Genomic DNA, 15,686 nt, shown 5'->3' on the forward strand with positions numbered 1-15,686 from the left:
GTGAACACCGGCTTTCCGTTCTCAGTCACGCGCTCGATCGCGTCGCTGACATGCGGATGATCGACGGCGACGACGGCGATGGCATCGCATTTTTCCGCCATCGCTTCGAGCCGCGCGGCGATCGTTCTGGGAACGAGCTCCTCGCTGAAGTCGACCCAGGCCTTGCCGTTCACCTCCCGAGAGCTCGTCGTCGCCTTCGCCAATTCCTGGCCAAAGGCGGAATAGAAGACGTCTTCCTTTTTTTGCAGGAGAAAGCCGAAGCGCCGCGTCGGCGTCTCGACAAGCCGGCGCTTCAGGAGGCCAATCGCGTGGTAGCCGATCGCTTCAGCCGCCCGGACGACGCGTTGGGCAGTATCCGCGCTCACCGGCAACCTGCGGTTCAGGACGCGGTCGACTGTCGCGATGGAGACGCCGGCGGCGTTGGCAAGATCGGCTATGGTTGGACGATTGACCATGATGGGCTAAATTTGCGGGCCACGACCTCCAACAACATCTCTGCAATAAAATGATGCGAGATGATAGGAACCATCATAACTGAGTTGCCTTTGTGGAACAAGCGTTCTATCTGCGAGTAAGAACCGAGGAAACGTTCCATGGCGTCATCGGCATTAGAACAGCGAGACTATGGCCTGCTCGGCGTCGATGCCGGGAGAGCGGAACAGGCCGGCCTCAAGTCAGCCGAGTGGTATCACACGAATCTGCCGCGCAAGGAGATGAAAGCGCTGATGCAGCGCTCCGATGGCGCGGCCATTCGCGATACGCTCATCTGGTTCGGGCTCATCTTCGCCTTTGCCGGCCTCGCCATCCGGATTTGGCCATCCTGGTGGGCCGCACTGCCGCTGGCGGCGTATGGCGTGCTCTATGGGTCCTCCACCGACTCACGCTGGCATGAATGCGGCCACGGCACGGCTTTCAAGACTCAATGGATGAACAAGGCCGTCTATCAGGTCGCGAGCTTCATGATCATGCGCAATCCGACGCGGTGGCGCTGGAGCCATACGCGCCATCATACGGATACGCTGATCGTCGGCCTCGATCCCGAGATCGCGGTCATGCGTCCGCCGGTGCTGATCAGGGTACTCCTGGGCTTTGTCGGCGTGCTCGATGCATGGGATGCGATGAAGCACATGGTGATGAACGCCTTTGGACATATCTCCGCCGAAGAGAAGACCTTCATTCCGCAGACCGAGTGGCCGAACGTGATCCGTGTTGCGCGCGCCTGGTTTCTGATTTATGCGGCAACGATCGCGCTCGCTCTTTATCTGGGCTCGTGGCTGCCGCTCCTGCTGGTGGGCCTGCCCCGTCTCTATGGCGCCTGGCACCATGTGCTCACCGGCCTCATGCAGCATGGCGGGCTCGCCGACAATGTGCTCGACCATCGCATGAATTCGCGCACCGTCTACATCAATCCCATCTCGCGCTTCATCTATTGGAACATGAACTATCACGTGGAGCATCACATGTTCCCCATGGTGCCCTACCACGCCTTGCCCGCGTTGCATGCGGCAATCAAGGACCAATGCCCGCCCCCCTATCCAAGCATTCTCGCCGCCTACCGGGAGATCATCCCGGCGCTTCTGAAGCAGCGGCGGGACCCGAACTATCATATCGTCCGCGAACTACCCGCAGGCGCCCGGCCCATGGACGCGCCCGCGATTGCGGATGCCGCCTGAAACCAAAAGCAAGACCAAGAGGAAACGGCTCTATGGCTCAATGGATCGATACCTGCGCTTCAGATGATATCGAGGAGGAGGACGTCATCCGCTTCGATCATGGGGGTGTCAGCCTCGCCATCTACAGGCTGGACAATGATCGCTTTTTCGCCACAGCAGGCCTCTGCACGCACGAAAATGTCCATCTGGCCGATGGTCTCGTCATGGGGCGCATCATCGAATGCCCAAAGCATAACGGGCGTTTCGACATCCCGACAGGGCAGGCCAAGGGCGCACCGGCCTGCGTCAATCTCCGCACCTATCCCGTGAAGATCGAAGACGGCCGCGTCTTCGTCGATCTCGGTTGAACCGGAAATGACCGCGGGGATCGTCATCATCGGCGCGGGGGAGACCGGCGGTCGCGCAGCCCTCGCGCTGCGGGACCGGCAGTACGAAGGCCCGATCACCCTGATCGGCGAGGAGCACCACCTGCCCTATGAGCGGCCGCCGCTCTCCAAGACCGCGATGACAACGGCGGAGGAGCCCTCGCCCGCCGTCATCACCAGCGAGGCAGAACTCGCGGAAAAGCGCATCCGGCATCTCAGCGGGGTTGCTGTCATCACCATCGACCGTGCGGCGCGGCAGGTTCTGCTCTCCGACGGCCGCGCCATCTCTTACGAAAAACTCCTGCTCGCAACCGGCGCGCGGCCGCGCAAGCTTGCCATCCCGGGCGCGGAAAAGGTGCTCTATCTCCGCCACTTCGGCGATGCGCTGGCACTGCGTGCGCGGCTCTCTCCCGGCCGCCGTCTCGTCGTGATCGGCGGCGGCTTCATCGGACTCGAACTCGCGGCGAGTGCGCATGAAAAGGGTTGCCAGGTCACCGTTCTTGAAATGGCGCCGCGCATCCTGGGGCGGGCAGTACCCGCCGAGGTCGCGGCTATCGTCGCCGCCCGTCACCGCGCCGCCGGGATTGACATCCTCGAAGCCGTCGGCCTCGTGGCCATCGAAACGGAGGGGCAGGCGCATGCGGTAGTCCTCGCCGATGGCAGGCACCTCAGCGCCGAGACGGTGATCGCCGGCATCGGCGCCCTTCCCGAGACCACGCTCGCTGAAGCGGCAGGACTCGCCACCGAAAATGGCATCCGCGTCGACGAACGGTTGATGACCGAAGATCCGGCGATCTTCGCTGCCGGCGATTGCTGCTCTTTCCCCCATCCCGTTTTCGGCGGCCGGCGGCTGCGCCTGGAAGCCTGGCGCAACGCCGGTGACCAGGCTCGCCATGTCGCTGGTTCGATGCTGGGCGAGACCGCCTCCTATGACACCGTCCCCTGGTTCTGGTCTGACCAGCACGACGAGACACTTCAGATTGCCGGCCTGCCGGACGAGGGAGAGCAGACTGTTGCGCGCGACCTCGGTGGCACCGTGCTCTTCTTCCATCTCAAGAGCGGCCGCCTCGTCGGTGCCAGCGCCTTCGGCCCGATCGGCAAGGTGGCGAGAGAGATCCGCCTCGCCGAGATGCTGATCCAGGCGCGTGCCCATCCGGACCCCGCAACACTTGCGGATCCCACGGTGAAACTCAAAAGCCTGCTGCGCGCGGAACCGGCAGCCGCCTGAAACGAAGAGTCAGAAGCCGCCTGGCGGGACGATGAATTTCGGCGCGGGCGGCCGGCTGGCAGCGGCGATTGCGGCATCGAGGGCTGCGAGGAAGCGGGAGCGGTCTTCCTTGGTCAGCGCCGCAGGCCCGCGGGTATCGACACCCACCGAGCGAAGATGCTCGGCGACCGCGCGCCCAGCGAGGGCACTGCCGATATTGTCTTCCGTCCAAACCCGTCCTTTCGGGGAGAGCGCACGGCCGCCCCGCGCCAGACAGCGGGAGGCGAGCGGGATATCAGAGGTGATGCATACGTCGCCTGGGCCTATGCGCTCCGCGATCCAGTCGTCAGCCACGTCAGCGCCTTCGGAGACGGTGATCATCTCCACATTGGGCCGCCCAGGTGGCCGCATCGGGCGGGACCCGTTGGCTACCACGAAGACCTTAAGGCTGCGCCGTTCGGCAACGCGATAGGCTTCCTCCCGCACCGGGCAGGCATCGCCATCAATAAAAAGAACCGTCATGCCCCCTGGTTAGCCCAGGGCGCGGACAGTCCTCAAGCGTCGACGGACGGGATCAGGCAGCCACCACCTGCATCTCTCCCAGATAGGCGTCGCGGACATGCTCGTTTTCACGCAGTTCGGAGGCAGGACCGGAAAGCACGACTTGGCCGGTCTGCAGCACATAGGCGCGATGGGCGATGGACAGCGCCATCGCCGCGTTCTGCTCGACCATGAAGATGGTGACGCCCTGGCGATTAATCTGCTGGATGATATCGAACGTCTGCTCCACGAAAAGCGGCGAGAGGCCCATCGAGGGCTCGTCCATGCAAATGAGTTTCGGGCGGGCCATCAGCGCCCGGCCAATGGCGACCATCTGCTGCTCGCCGCCTGAGAGCGTTCCGGCCATCTGTTCGCGCCGTTCCTTGACACGCGGGAAGAGCGAATAGACGCGGTCCAGGTCAGCATCGAAATCGGCACCGCGCTTGCGCGTATAGGCACCCATTTCCAGGTTTTCGAAGACCGTCATGCGGGGGAATAGCCGGCGTGCTTCCAGCACCGGCGCAATGCCGCGCTTCACGCGCTCGGCGGTCGGCAGGCGGTCGATACGCTCGCCCTCGAAGATAACCTCGCCAGAGGTCGGCCGCACGATGCCCATGATCGTCTTCATGGTCGTGGACTTGCCGCAGGCATTGCCGCCCAGCAGGCAGATGATCTCACCCGCGCCCAGGTTGTAATTGACGTTCTTCAGAACGTGCAGGTCGCCGTAATAAGTATTGACGTTGCGGAACTCAAGCATGGGCTGCGGCTCCCCGGCCGAGATAAGCTTCCAGAACCTGTTCGTTACGGCGCACTTCGTCGGGCAAGCCTTCCGTCAACTTCTCACCGTGGTCGAGCACGATGACCTTGTCCGCGATGCGTGTCACCACGTCGAGCTTGTGCTCGATGATCAGCACCGTCAGGCCCAGAGCATGCAGCCCCTTGATCTGCTCGGCGAGTTCGAGGCTTTCCGAGGTATTCATGCCCGCCGTCGGCTCGTCCAGCAGCAGCAACTTCGGCTTGGAGGCGAGCGCACGGGAAATCTCCACACGGCGGCGATTGGCGTAGGAGAGGCCGACCACCGTCTGTGTCAGGCGCGGCATCAGACGGTTGCCGAAGATCCTGGCGATCTCCAACACCCAGTCCCGTCCCGCCGCTTCTTCCGTCAGCTTCTTGGGTGAGCGGAAGACAGCGGAGAAAGGCCCGGCCTTCAGGCGGGCATGCAGGCCGACCATGATGTTTTCCGCGACCGTCAGCGTGGTGAAGAGCCGGATATTCTGGAAGGTGCGGGCGATGCCCGTCTTCAGGATCTCATGCGGCGGCATACCCAGGATCTCGTTGCCACGGAAGAGAATGCTGCCCTCCCCGGCCCGCGTCAGTCCGGTGATGGTATTGAACAGCGTCGACTTGCCGGAGCCGTTCGGCCCGATGACCGCGACGACGCTGCCCGCCGGCACGGTGAGATTGACCTTGTTGAGCGCGACCAGACCGCCGAACCGCACGGTGAGATCCCTGATCTCCAGCATTGGCACATCACCAGGTTCGTGCCGGAAGCCTTCGCCACCGATTTGCGAAAGCGAAATATCCTCGGCGCGAACATGTGTCTGCACCGTCGCATGCTGCTGATCGAAGGAGAGCGCCCGCTGCCGCCGGTTGGCCGGGATGAGGCCCTCGCGACGATAAAGCATCATGATGACGAGAATAATGCCGAAGATCAGCTCGCTCGCCTGGGTCAGGTCGACTGAACTCAGATAGTTGTTGTGGATGGTGTCGCCGAAGGCGTTCACCCATTGCGTGAGATCGCCCAGGAACCAGGACTGCAACAGCTGCAGCAGTATGGCGCCGAGCACCACGCCCCAGACGCTGCCCAAGCCGCCCAGCACGACCATGACGAGGATCATGATGGAGACCGGGAAACCGAACATATCCGGCGTCGCTGTCTGCAACTTGGCGACATAGAAGGTTCCCGCCATGCCGGCGAAGGCGGCACCCAAGCCAAAGGCCAGCAGCTTGAAGCGGGTCAGGTTGATGCCCATGGCGCTGGCCGCGATTTCATCGTCGCGGATCGCCATCCAGGCGCGGCCGATGCGGCTCTCCCTCAGGCGCGTGCTGGCGAAGATCAGAAAGGCGACGACGCCGATGCCGACATAATAATACGGGGTCGCATCGATGCCGAATTTGTAGCTGAAGAGCGTCGGGCTCGCGATGCCGTTCAGGCCGGCGGCGCCGTTGGTCAGTCCCGTCCAGTTGCGCGCCACGATCGGCACGATTTCGCCGAAGCCCAGGGTCACGATGGCAAGGTAGTCGCCCCGCAGCCGGAGGGTGGGGGCGCCGAACAGAAGGCCGAAGAAGGCCGAGATGACGCCCGAAATCGGCAGCATCAGCCAGAAGGAGACGGTGAAATGCACCAGCGTGTGGCCGTTCTGCACGACCTTCTGCACCAGGCCGAGGGCTGCGAAAGGCACCCAGAAGCCGCTCCATTCGGGGGTGATCTGCCAGGAGGTCAGAATGCCATAGGCATAAGCGCCGATCGCGAAGAAGGCCGCATAGCCCAGATCGAGCAGCCCGCAGAAGCCGACCACGATATTGAGGCCGAGCGCGAGCGCGGCATAGGCAGCCGCATTGCCGGCGGCGTCGATATTCGCCTGATCACCGGTGATGACAGGAAACAGCACGGCGAGCACGGCGATCAGCACAATCGTGCCGGTGCGAACGCCCGGCCGGTCGAACGGCTTCGTCAGCCAGTGCCATTTTGCGGGCGGTGCCTCGACCATGGGCAGGGCATTGGTGTTCTCATGTCCCGGCTTGGCATCGGGGGGAGCGGTTGTCGTATCCATGCGCCGATCTCCTTCAGGACTTGGTGGGCGCAAGACGCCCGAGCAGGCCGGCGGGACGGCAGACAAGAACAAGGACGAGAAGCGAGAAGATGATGACGTCCGCCCATTTCGCGCCGACATACTGGCCGGCCATGGCTTCGATGAGGCCGATGATGATGCCGCCGATCATGGCACCCGGAATATTGCCGATGCCGCCCAGAACCGCGGCGGTGAAGGCGCGCAGACCGGCGGTGAAGCCGATGCCGAAATTGGTAAAGTTGTAATAGAGGCCGAAAATGAAGCCGGCAGCGCCAGCCAGGGCCGAGCCCAGGAAGAAGGCGGTCATGATGACGCGGTTGACGTCGACACCCATCATCAGCGCGGCATCCGGGTCCTGCGCCGTCGCGCGCATCGCTTTACCGAGCTTGCTCCGCTGCACGAAGAAATAAAGGCCGCCCATCAGAACAGCCGACAAAGCCCAGATGATGAATTGGAATACCGTGATCTGCGCGGTGCCTATATGAAGGGCGACGGCGGGAATGGGGTTCGGAAAGTTCTTGGTATTGGCGCCGACTGACAGCATCACCACGTTCGACAGAACGTAGGACACGCCGATCGTCGTGATCATTGCCATCGGCCCCTGCACGCCGCGCAGCGGTCTTAAGGCAAGTCTTTCGATTCCAACTCCCAACATGCCACAGGCGACCATCGTAATGGCGAGTGTCACCGCCAGCACGCCAACCAGCGGCAGCCCATGCAGCAGGATCGTCTGCCCGCTGAGGCCGAACAGGCTGAGCACGCCCATCGCGACGAAAGAGCCGATCATGAAAACATTGAAATGGGAGAAATTGATCAGCTCCATGATTCCGTAGACGATCGTGAAACCGAGCGCGAGCAAAGCATACATCGCGCCCAGGCTAAGACCGTTAACGACTTGCTGGAGTAGGAGATCGAAGGAGGACATTCTTAAAAGATCCCGGCTCTCAACAGAAGTTTTTAAGGTGAACCGCAGGCAATGCCATCTCATTCCAAAACTCAATCAGCATAGAAACTGACGAGGCCTACGACGGAATGAACGCGCGACACGGAATAATGACACAGCGTCGTATTGCCGGACCGTGAAGCGCCTAGAGGAAAGGGGCGCCCAGGCGGGCACCCCTTTGCAGCGAAGGTCAATCAGCTCTGCGGCGCAACGCCGATGTATTTGAACTGATGAATGGCGTCATCGAGCGGGAAGCTCGGGTTATGCGTAATCTGGAAAACGCTGACGATACGCTGCTTCACGTCGCCATTGGCGTCGAAGGATACTGGGCCCTGCAGCGTATCAACGGTCGAGCTCGCAATCGCCTCGCGCAGGTTTTCACGCGTCGGCGCCTTGCCTGCAGCGATCACCTTCTTCAGCGCGGCAAGAATAACCAGCACGCCGTCATAGGAGGTGATGGCATAGTCGTCCGGCGATTCGTTGAAGGCTGACTTGTATTCGTTCAGCCAGTTCGCGATCTTCGGATCTTCGGTCATATGCGGGGACGCATTGGTCACATACCAACCTTCGGCAGCCGGGAAGCCGGCACCGGTCGTGATGTCCGGCGTATAGATGCCGTCGCCACCGCCCTTCTTGATGGTCGGCACGATGCCATAGGCCTGCTTCACCAGCTTCACGCCAGCATTGCTCACGCCACCGTAGTAAAGCGAACTCGCGCTGAGCGACTTGATCTTGGTCAGAACCGCCGAGTAGTCGGAGGCCGTCGGGTCAAGCCGGTCACGGCCGAGGATCTTCAGCCCCTTGGCTTCGGCCTGCTTCTGGAAGGCATCGGCCAGGCCCACGCCATAGGCACCACTGTCGTCGAGCACATAGACATCTTTCAGGCCGAGCGTCTCGGCGTAGAAGTTCGCCATGTTCGGGCCCTGGAAAGCGTCGGTCGTCACGGTGCGGAAGAAGGTCGGCTTCCCGCTCGGCATATACTGTGCCGCGAATTGCGGATTGGTCAGATCCGGATTGGTCGCCGAAGGCGTAATCATCGAAACGTTGCCTTCGCTGAGGATCGGCGCCATCGCCTTGGCGGAGCCGCTCATCTCAGGGCCGATCGCGGCCAGAACCCTCTCGTTGGAGACGAATTTGCGGGCGTTCGTTGCGGCCTGGGCCGGGTCATACTGGCCGGCCGTTGCCGTCGCATCGTTCAGCACGAGCGGCTTCAGCGTATAGCCAGGGATTTCATTGGCGTCATTTGCCTGCTGGATGCCCAGCAGCGCGCCATTCATCATGCGCTTGGCGCCGGCGGCGTCCGCGCCGGTGATCGGCAGATTGATGCCGATGATGATAGTCTTGTCCGCTGCTAGTGCGACGCGTGGCAGGCCAAGGGCTGCTCCCAGCGCCGTACCGGCGAACAAGGATGCCGCAGAACGTCTCGTAATCATCGGTAGTTCTCCTGGGTCAGAACTTATACGCAGTATTTGGAGCTGACTCGGCCCCGCGCTGAGGAGGCCAAGCAAGCATCGGGCCGCGGAAGAAGTCCAGAGGAAATATTTCGCCCAAAGTTGGGTTTTTGCTCAGCTCTTGAATGCTTTGTCCCAAACGGCATGGGTGTAGGCGCCATCGGGCTTCGTTGTGATCACAGGTGTCGACTTCGTCGACAGAAGTTCATTTACCGTCCGGTCGTAGTCATCGGGCTGGAGATAACCCCACGGCGAGCTGCCAATCAGCTTCACGATTTCCGAAACCATTCGCGTCTGATGTTGCTTCGTCAGTACTCCCGCCGTGTCGGCGGCAAGCAGGATTTTGACGGCCTCGGCCTGGTGCTTCGCTGCGTAGTCCCATCCCTCTTTGGAAGCCTTGAGGAAGCGCGCGAGTTTTTCCACCTTTGCCGAGTCATTCAACGATGACTGCAGAACGTAAAGCCCGTCCTCCAGGGTCGCTACATGTTCGTCCTGATATTTGAAAACGATGAGCTGCGAGGGCTTCATCCCTGCTTCGATCAGCTGCCAGTATTCGTTGTAGCTCATGGTTGAAATGCAGGCAGCCTGCTTCTGCAGCAGTGGATCGACGTTGAAACCCTGTTTCAGAACCGTTACGTCCGGATGGGCGCCCTCGGTCGAATAGCCGAGCTTCGCCATCCAGGAGAGAAAGGGATATTCGTTGCCGGAGAACCAGACGCCAAGCGTCTTGCCCTTGAAGTCCGCGGGCGTCTTGATGCCGCTATCCTTGCGGCAGGTCAGTTCCATGCCGGAATGCTGGAAGACCTGGGCGATATTGACGATGGGCACGCCCTTCTCGCGCGTCGCCAGGGCCGAAGGCATCCAATCGATCACCACATCCGCGCCACCGCCCGCCAGTACCTGGTCCGGATTGATGTCCGGTCCGCCCGGCTTGATGGTGACGTCGAGATTCTCCGCCTTGTAGAAGCCACGCGCCTTGGCCACGTAATACCCCACGAACTGGCCTTGGGTGACCCATTTGAGCTGCAGCGTGAGCGCATCCGCGGCTCGTGCAGTGGCGGCCGAAAGCGGCACGGCCAAGCCTATCAGCAGGGCGGCCCCTGCCCCGAGTAGAAGTCGCCTCATCGGTTGTCGCATCATAACCCTCCCTGAAGATCGACATAGGCTGAGACCGCCATGGGGGTGGGGAGCAAGTTTGATGCCGCCAAAACCCAAACGATCCCGAACGCGAAATCATGAAACGGTTCGGCCCACCGGGCCGTGCTGAAGACTGCCTCCTAGACGCGCCGCGCGCCGCGCAGCGACGGGTGCCAGAACGTCACCAGACGCTCGATTGCGGCGATCAGGGCGAAGCTGACCGACCCCGCGACGGCGGCCACGCAAATCGTCGCCCAGACAATATCGAGATTCATCCGTGCCGCTTCGGTCGAGATGCGGAACCCCATGCCCCGGGTCGGTGTGCCGAAGAATTCGGCAACGACCGCACCAATCAGTGCAAGTGTCGAGTTGAGTTTGAGGGCATTGAAGATCATCGGCATCGCGGCGGGCAGGCGGAGCCGCAGCAACGTCTGCCAATAGCCTGCGGCATAGGTGCGCATGAGGTCCCGCTCCATCGCACCCGCTTCGGCCAGGCCAGCGCGCGTATTCACCAGCATGGGGAAGACGGTCATCAACACGACGACCGCCGCCTTGGACTGCCAGCCGAAGCCGAACCACATCACCATGATGGGCGCGATGCCGATGATGGGCATGGCGCTGATGAGATTGCCGACCGGGGTAAGGCCGCGCTGCAGGAAGGGCGAGCGGTCAATCGCCAGGGCAAGGAGAAATCCGGCGCCGCAGCCCAGCGCGTAGCCGATCACGACGGCGTGGAGAAAGGTTTGCGCGAAATCCTGCCAGAGGGTGAAGAGGTTGTGCCCGATGGCGAGAGCGATGGCGGAGGGCGGCGGCAGGATGACAAAGGGTACTTTCAACCCCACCGTCAGCATCTGCCAGAGCCAGAGCACCAGGAGGCCGAAGAGCACGGGCGAGGCGATGCGGTCCGCCCGGCTCTCGCCCCGCGCGAAAAGGGTAAGCCCCGCCAAGGATAGAACCAGGCCGATCGTGGCCAGGACCCAGGGCATGGCGTCGAAATTCCGCAGGCTGACGGCGGCGAGCGTGCAGAAGATGAGCCCGGCTGCCGCCATGATCCAGTGCGCGCCGCCGCGCGGCTCCATCATGCTGCGCGTCACATGCGGCCTCCCCGCATCCGCACCACCATCCGCTCCGCCAAGGTCACAAGGAGAAGCGCCGAGAGGGCCAGGAGGCTCGCCATGACGAGCGCGCTCCACATCATCATCGTCTGTCCGTAATAGCTTCCGGCGAGCAGCCGGGCGCCGAGCCCGACCTGGGCACCGGTTGGCATTTCGGCCACGATCGCGCCGGTGACCGACAAGGCGACCGCCACCTTGAGGCTCGGAAAGAGGAAGGCCATGGCGGAAGGCCAGCGCAGCTTGGTAAAGACCGCCGCCTGCCCGGCGCTGTAGGTGCGCATGAGGTCGAGTTGCAGGGGATCGGGCGTCCGGAAGCCCTTCACCATGCCGACGGTCACCGGGAAAAAAGTGAGATAGGCGACGATAGCAGCCTTGGGCACGAGGCCCGTCACTCCCATCGCCCCCAGCGCCACCACCAGCATCGGCGCGATGGCCAGGATCGGCACGGTTTGGCTCGCGATGACCCAGGGCATGACCGAGCGGTCGAGCGTGCGGACATAAAGGATGCCCATGGCGAGCAGCATGCCGAAGCCCGTGCCGACGATCAGGCCCACGGCGGCCGCTTCCGCTGTATAGCCTGCCTGCAGGAGCAGGTTGCGCGGCGAGGACAGCGGGTAGCCGAAGACGCTGTCGACCAGCGCCGAAACAATCTGGTCCGGCGCCGGCAGCACCGGCCGGTCCATGGACCAGCATGCCTGGGCCAGCGCCCAGAAGCCACCGGGCTGGTCCGGGTCCATCAAGGCGGCCGCCTGCGGGGCGTTGAGCCAGATGGCTGCCGCGTACCAAAGGATGAGAATGACAACCAGAACAGTCGGAATTGGCAGAACGCGGGAAGCGGCTATTCGCTCGCCGCGGTCAGTCATGGCCGTAGCCGATATGCAGCGCCTCCCGAACGCGCTTGGAAAGCGCCAGGAAGGCGGGCGTCTCCCGGTCTTCCAGGCGCCGCTGGCGGGGCAGGTTGCTCTCGATCACCTCCACCACCCGACCGGGCCGCGCGGACATGACCACGATGTGGGTGGAAAGAAAGACCGCCTCGGGGATGGAATGGGTGACGAAAACCCCGGTCAGCCCGGTTCGTCCCCACAACTCATGGAGATGGAGGTTCAGCCCGTCTCGTGTGATCTCATCCAGCGCGCCGAAAGGCTCATCCATCAGCAGCAAGCTCGGCTCGAAGCTCAACGCGCGGGCAATGGAAACGCGTTGCTGCATACCGCCCGAAAGCTGCCAGGGAAACTTGCGGGCAGCATCGCGTAGACCAACCAGATCCAGATAGCGCATCGCCTCTGCCTGCCGACGCGCGCGCGGCAGGCCCATGACCTCAAGCGGCAGGGTGACGTTACGGGCGACCGTGCGCCAGGGAAGCAAGGCGGGCGCCTGGAAGACATAGCCATAGGCACGGGCCAGGCGGGCGGCCTCCGGCGTCATCCCGGCGACCCGCAGAAGGCCGGAGGAAGGCTGCACGAGATCGGCAATGGCGCGCAGCAGCGTCGTCTTGCCGCAGCCCGAAGGCCCGATCAGGGAGACGAAATCCCCCCCTCCGATAGTAAGGTCCACCTCGGAAAGAGCGACAGTCGCCCCGTCTCCTTCGCCGAAACGGATGGACAGCCCCTCCGCCACCACCGCCGCTTCGCTCTTGCCTTGCGCTACGCTCACCACCGCCGGCTGCGCGGCCGTGGCGCTCACGTGGGCTCGCGCTCCGCGAGCTTGGCGTCCATAGCCAGCACCGCCTGCAGCAGAACGTTAGCGCCGGCCGCAACGTCGCCGGGCTCCGCACTCTCCGTTTCGTTGTGGCTGACGCCCCCGGCGCAGGGGACGAAGACCATGGTGGTGGGGGCAACCGCCGCGACATAGGCCGAATCATGCCCGGCACCGGAGATGATGTCCCGATGCGGAAACCCGCCCTGCTCGGCGGCCTGCCGCACCGCCGAGACGCAGTCCGCATCGAAATGCACGGCGGGGGAGTTCCAGATGCAGGTGACCTCGGCCGTCACCGCGCTCGCATCCGCGACCGCCGCTAGACGCTCCTTCAGTTTCTTCTCCATCACCGCGAGCACGGAATCGTCCGGATGGCGGAAATCGACCGTGAAGAAGGTCTCGCCCGGAATGACGTTGCGGCTGTTGGGCCGCGCTTCGATCAGCCCCACCGTGCCCACCGCATGCGGCGCGTGCTCCAGGGCGATGCCATGGACGACCTCGATCATCCGCGCGGTTGCGAGCAGCGCGTCTCGCCGCAGGGTCATTGGCGTGGAACCGGCATGGCTGTCATTGCCGCTGACCGTCACCTCGTACCAGCGCATCCCCTGCACGCCGGTGACGACACCGATGATCTTGCCCTCTGCCTCCAGGATCGGCCCCTGTTCGATGTGAAGCTCGAAATGGGCGGCGAGCTTGTGCTGGCCACAAGGCTCGGCGCCGACGAAGCCGATTTCCCCCAGCGCGTCCCCGAAGCGCACGCCGGCACGATCCTCCCGCGCATAGGCCCAATCCTTCGTGAAGACCCCGGCGAAGACGCCCGAGGAGAGCATGGCCGGCGCGAAACGGGAGCCTTCCTCGTTCGTCCAGTCGATCACCTCGATCGGATGGGTCGTCTCGTAGCCGGAATCCTTCAGCGTGCGCAGCAGTTCGAGGCCGGAGAGCACGCCGATGATACCGTCGAACTTGCCACCCGTGGGCTGGGTGTCGAGATGGCTGCCGATGGCGATCGGGGCAAGGCTATTGTCGCGGCCCGGCCGGCGGGCGAAGATATTGCCCATGTCGTCAATGGTGACGGTCGCGCCGGCTTCCTCGCAGGCGGCGATGAACCAGCGCCGCACTTCCGCGTCAAGCTCGGTCAGCGTCAGCCGCTTCACGCCGCCCTTGGGTGTCGCGCCGATCTTCGCCGTTTCGGTGATCGTGTCCCAAAGACGGGCGGGGTCGATCGCGAGGTTGGTGGCAAGGCTCATAGCAAGGCTTTCGTCTGTGAGGTGGGTGCAGTCACCGCCTGCGGATTATTGGGATGCTCCTTCCAGGTCGCGAAAGGCAAGCCCGTCTCCGCCGGATTCATGGTGATGCAGTTGTCGACCGGGCAAACGTGGAAGCAGAGGTTGCAGCCCACGCATTCTTCCTCGATCACCTCGTAGTGCCGCTTCCCATCCACCCGGGTCGCCCCGATTGCCTGATGCGCCGTATCCTCGCAGGCGATATGGCAAAGACCGCACTGAATGCACAAATCCTGGTTGATGTGCGCCAGCGTCTTGAAATTGATGTCGAGGTCTTCCCAATGGACAAAATTCGGGATGGCCGCACCCTGAAAATCCTTCAGCCGGGCATAGCCCTTGCCGTCCATCCAGTTGGAAAGCCCGTCCGTCAGATCCTCGATGATGCGGAAGCCGTGGTGCATCGCGGCGGTGCAGATCTGGACGGTGCCGGAACCCATCGCAATGAACTCCGCCGCATCCCGCCAGGTGGAAATGCCGCCGATGCCGGAAATGGGCAGGCCACGCATGTCGGCGGCGCGCGCGATCTCTCCCACCATGCGCAGCGCGATGGGCTTCACCCCAGGCCCGCAATAGCCGCCATGGGTGCCAAATCCCCCCACCACCGGCGTCGGAGCCATCAGGTCGAGGTCGACCGAGACGATGGACATGATGGTGTTGATAAGGGACACGGCATCCGCGCCGCCACGATGCGCGGCACCGGCCGGTTGCAGGATATCGGTCACGTTCGGAGTGAGCTTCACGATGACCGGCATGCGCGTGTTCTGCTTGCACCAGCGCGTGACCATTTCGACGTATTCGGGCACCTGACCCACAGCCGCGCCCATGCCGCGCTCGCTCATGCCATGCGGACAGCCAAAATTAAGCTCGATGCCGTCGGCACCGGTTTCCTCCACCAGGGGAAGGATCGCCTTCCAGGCCTGCTCCTCGCAGGGCACCATGAGGCTCACGACGATCGCGCGATCCGGGAAGTCCCGCTTCACGGATTTGATCTCGCGCAGATTCACGTCCAGCGGCCGGTCGGTGATGAGCTCGATATTGTTGAACCCCATGATCCGTTGGCCGCCGTAACTCACGGCACCATAGCGGCTGGAAACGTTGACGATCGGTGGATCCTCGCCCAGCGTCTTCCACACCACGCCGCCCCAGCCCGCCTTCAGCGCGCGGACGACATTGTACTCCTTATCGGTCGGCGGCGCGGAAGCCAGCCAAAAGGGATTGGGGGATTTGATACCGGCGAAGTTGACGGAGAGGTCTGCCATGGGGGACTCCGTTTCTCAGGCCGACAGAAAGCGGCTGATGGCTTGCGCCGCATCCCGGCCCTGCGCCACGGCCTGAACTGTGAGATCCTCGCCCGGACCGATGCAGTCCCCACCCGCGAAAACGCCGGGCAGAGAGGTCTGGTAAAGCTCATCCACGGCAATGCGC

The 15,686-nt window shown here is 63.1% G+C and carries 16 protein-coding genes; 3 read left to right on the forward strand and 13 right to left on the reverse strand.

The window, feature by feature from the left end; genetic code table 11:
• Positions 1–455 (reverse strand): LacI family DNA-binding transcriptional regulator (locus tag VL752_RS09085; protein WP_325354345.1); only part of this gene is annotated, 455 nt, incomplete at its 3' end.
• A gap of 138 nt (positions 456–593) precedes the next feature.
• On the opposite strand from VL752_RS09085, the gene VL752_RS09090 reads away from it, so the two are divergent.
• From VL752_RS09090 to VL752_RS09100, 3 genes are read left to right on the forward strand one after another with little or no spacing between them, the layout of a single operon-like run.
• Entirely contained in the window at positions 594–1,673 is a 1,080-nt protein-coding gene (locus VL752_RS09090) for a fatty acid desaturase family protein (RefSeq protein WP_325354347.1), read from the forward strand.
• A 32-nt stretch (positions 1,674–1,705) separates the two neighbouring features.
• The gene (locus VL752_RS09095; RefSeq protein ID WP_325354349.1) at positions 1,706–2,020 is read left to right on the forward strand and encodes a MocE family 2Fe-2S type ferredoxin; all 315 of its coding nucleotides are present in this window, start codon (positions 1,706–1,708) and stop codon (positions 2,018–2,020) included.
• Positions 2,021–2,027: 7 nt separating this feature from the next.
• Positions 2,028–3,266 (forward strand): NAD(P)/FAD-dependent oxidoreductase, encoded by a 1,239-nt coding sequence (locus tag VL752_RS09100; protein ID WP_325354351.1) that lies wholly within the window; start codon positions 2,028–2,030, stop codon positions 3,264–3,266.
• 9 nt (positions 3,267–3,275) lie between these two features.
• Here the strand turns inward: VL752_RS09100 and VL752_RS09105 are convergent, their stop codons facing one another.
• From VL752_RS09105 to VL752_RS09160, 12 genes are all read right to left on the reverse strand, one after another.
• Positions 3,276–3,767 (reverse strand): YaiI/YqxD family protein, encoded by a 492-nt coding sequence (locus tag VL752_RS09105; protein ID WP_325354353.1) that lies wholly within the window; start codon positions 3,765–3,767, stop codon positions 3,276–3,278.
• Positions 3,768–3,819: 52 nt separating this feature from the next.
• A complete protein-coding gene (locus VL752_RS09110; RefSeq protein ID WP_325354355.1) occupies positions 3,820–4,542 on the reverse strand; it encodes an ABC transporter ATP-binding protein in 723 nt (240 codons plus the stop codon).
• On the reverse strand, positions 4,535–6,619 hold the full coding sequence (locus VL752_RS09115) for a branched-chain amino acid ABC transporter ATP-binding protein/permease (protein ID WP_325354357.1): 2,085 nt from the start codon (positions 6,617–6,619) through the stop codon (positions 4,535–4,537). The genes VL752_RS09110 and VL752_RS09115 overlap by 8 nt, the downstream gene beginning before the upstream one ends.
• 13 nt (positions 6,620–6,632) lie before the next feature.
• On the reverse strand, positions 6,633–7,562 hold the full coding sequence (locus VL752_RS09120) for a branched-chain amino acid ABC transporter permease (protein WP_325354359.1): 930 nt from the start codon (positions 7,560–7,562) through the stop codon (positions 6,633–6,635).
• 212 nt (positions 7,563–7,774) lie between these two features.
• Positions 7,775–9,013 (reverse strand): branched-chain amino acid ABC transporter substrate-binding protein, encoded by a 1,239-nt coding sequence (locus VL752_RS09125; RefSeq protein WP_325354361.1) that lies wholly within the window; start codon positions 9,011–9,013, stop codon positions 7,775–7,777.
• A 132-nt stretch (positions 9,014–9,145) separates the two neighbouring features.
• Positions 9,146–10,105, reverse strand: a complete 960-nt coding sequence (locus VL752_RS09130; protein ID WP_413788768.1) for an ABC transporter substrate-binding protein — start codon at positions 10,103–10,105, stop codon at positions 9,146–9,148.
• A 203-nt stretch (positions 10,106–10,308) separates the two neighbouring features.
• Positions 10,309–11,262 carry an ABC transporter permease gene (locus VL752_RS09135; RefSeq protein WP_325354363.1) on the reverse strand — a complete coding sequence of 318 codons (954 nt, stop codon included), beginning with the start codon at positions 11,260–11,262 and terminating at the stop codon, positions 10,309–10,311.
• Positions 11,259–12,146 (reverse strand): ABC transporter permease, encoded by an 888-nt coding sequence (locus VL752_RS09140; protein WP_325354365.1) that lies wholly within the window; start codon positions 12,144–12,146, stop codon positions 11,259–11,261. Before VL752_RS09140 ends, VL752_RS09135 begins: the two co-directional genes overlap by 4 nt.
• Entirely contained in the window at positions 12,139–12,966 is an 828-nt protein-coding gene (locus tag VL752_RS09145) for an ABC transporter ATP-binding protein (RefSeq protein ID WP_408863077.1), read from the reverse strand. The genes VL752_RS09140 and VL752_RS09145 overlap by 8 nt, the downstream gene beginning before the upstream one ends.
• Positions 12,963–14,225 (reverse strand): Zn-dependent hydrolase, encoded by a 1,263-nt coding sequence (locus tag VL752_RS09150; protein WP_325354367.1) that lies wholly within the window; start codon positions 14,223–14,225, stop codon positions 12,963–12,965. The genes VL752_RS09145 and VL752_RS09150 overlap by 4 nt, the downstream gene beginning before the upstream one ends.
• Entirely contained in the window at positions 14,222–15,520 is a 1,299-nt protein-coding gene (gene preA / locus VL752_RS09155; protein WP_325354369.1) for an NAD-dependent dihydropyrimidine dehydrogenase subunit PreA, read from the reverse strand. The genes VL752_RS09150 and preA overlap by 4 nt, the downstream gene beginning before the upstream one ends.
• Positions 15,521–15,535: 15 nt before the next feature.
• Positions 15,536–15,676 (reverse strand): hypothetical protein, encoded by a 141-nt coding sequence (locus VL752_RS09160; RefSeq protein ID WP_325354375.1) that lies wholly within the window; start codon positions 15,674–15,676, stop codon positions 15,536–15,538.
• Between the last annotated feature and the right edge of the window lie 10 nt (positions 15,677–15,686).

The sequence above is a fragment of the Acidisoma sp. genome (assembly GCF_035492295.1).
Taxonomy (GTDB): Bacteria; Pseudomonadota; Alphaproteobacteria; order Acetobacterales; family Acetobacteraceae; genus Acidisoma.

What these genes read in the sequence shown, in the direction of transcription:
- VL752_RS09105 (WP_325354353.1), bottom strand. Translation starts at nt 3,767, where the DNA reads ATGACGGTTCTTTTTATTGATGGCGATGCCTGCCCGGTGCGGGAGGAA.
- VL752_RS09120 (WP_325354359.1), bottom strand. Translation starts at nt 7,562, where the DNA reads ATGTCCTCCTTCGATCTCCTACTCCAGCAAGTCGTTAACGGTCTTAGC.
- VL752_RS09115 (WP_325354357.1), bottom strand. Translation starts at nt 6,619, where the DNA reads ATGGATACGACAACCGCTCCCCCCGATGCCAAGCCGGGACATGAGAAC.
- preA (WP_325354369.1), bottom strand. Translation starts at nt 15,520, where the DNA reads ATGGCAGACCTCTCCGTCAACTTCGCCGGTATCAAATCCCCCAATCCC.
- VL752_RS09095 (WP_325354349.1), top strand. Translation starts at nt 1,706, where the DNA reads ATGGCTCAATGGATCGATACCTGCGCTTCAGATGATATCGAGGAGGAG.
- VL752_RS09140 (WP_325354365.1), bottom strand. Translation starts at nt 12,146, where the DNA reads ATGACTGACCGCGGCGAGCGAATAGCCGCTTCCCGCGTTCTGCCAATT.
- VL752_RS09090 (WP_325354347.1), top strand. Translation starts at nt 594, where the DNA reads ATGGCGTCATCGGCATTAGAACAGCGAGACTATGGCCTGCTCGGCGTC.
- VL752_RS09100 (WP_325354351.1), top strand. Translation starts at nt 2,028, where the DNA reads ATGACCGCGGGGATCGTCATCATCGGCGCGGGGGAGACCGGCGGTCGC.
- VL752_RS09125 (WP_325354361.1), bottom strand. Translation starts at nt 9,013, where the DNA reads ATGATTACGAGACGTTCTGCGGCATCCTTGTTCGCCGGTACGGCGCTG.
- VL752_RS09110 (WP_325354355.1), bottom strand. Translation starts at nt 4,542, where the DNA reads ATGCTTGAGTTCCGCAACGTCAATACTTATTACGGCGACCTGCACGTT.
- VL752_RS09150 (WP_325354367.1), bottom strand. Translation starts at nt 14,225, where the DNA reads ATGAGCCTTGCCACCAACCTCGCGATCGACCCCGCCCGTCTTTGGGAC.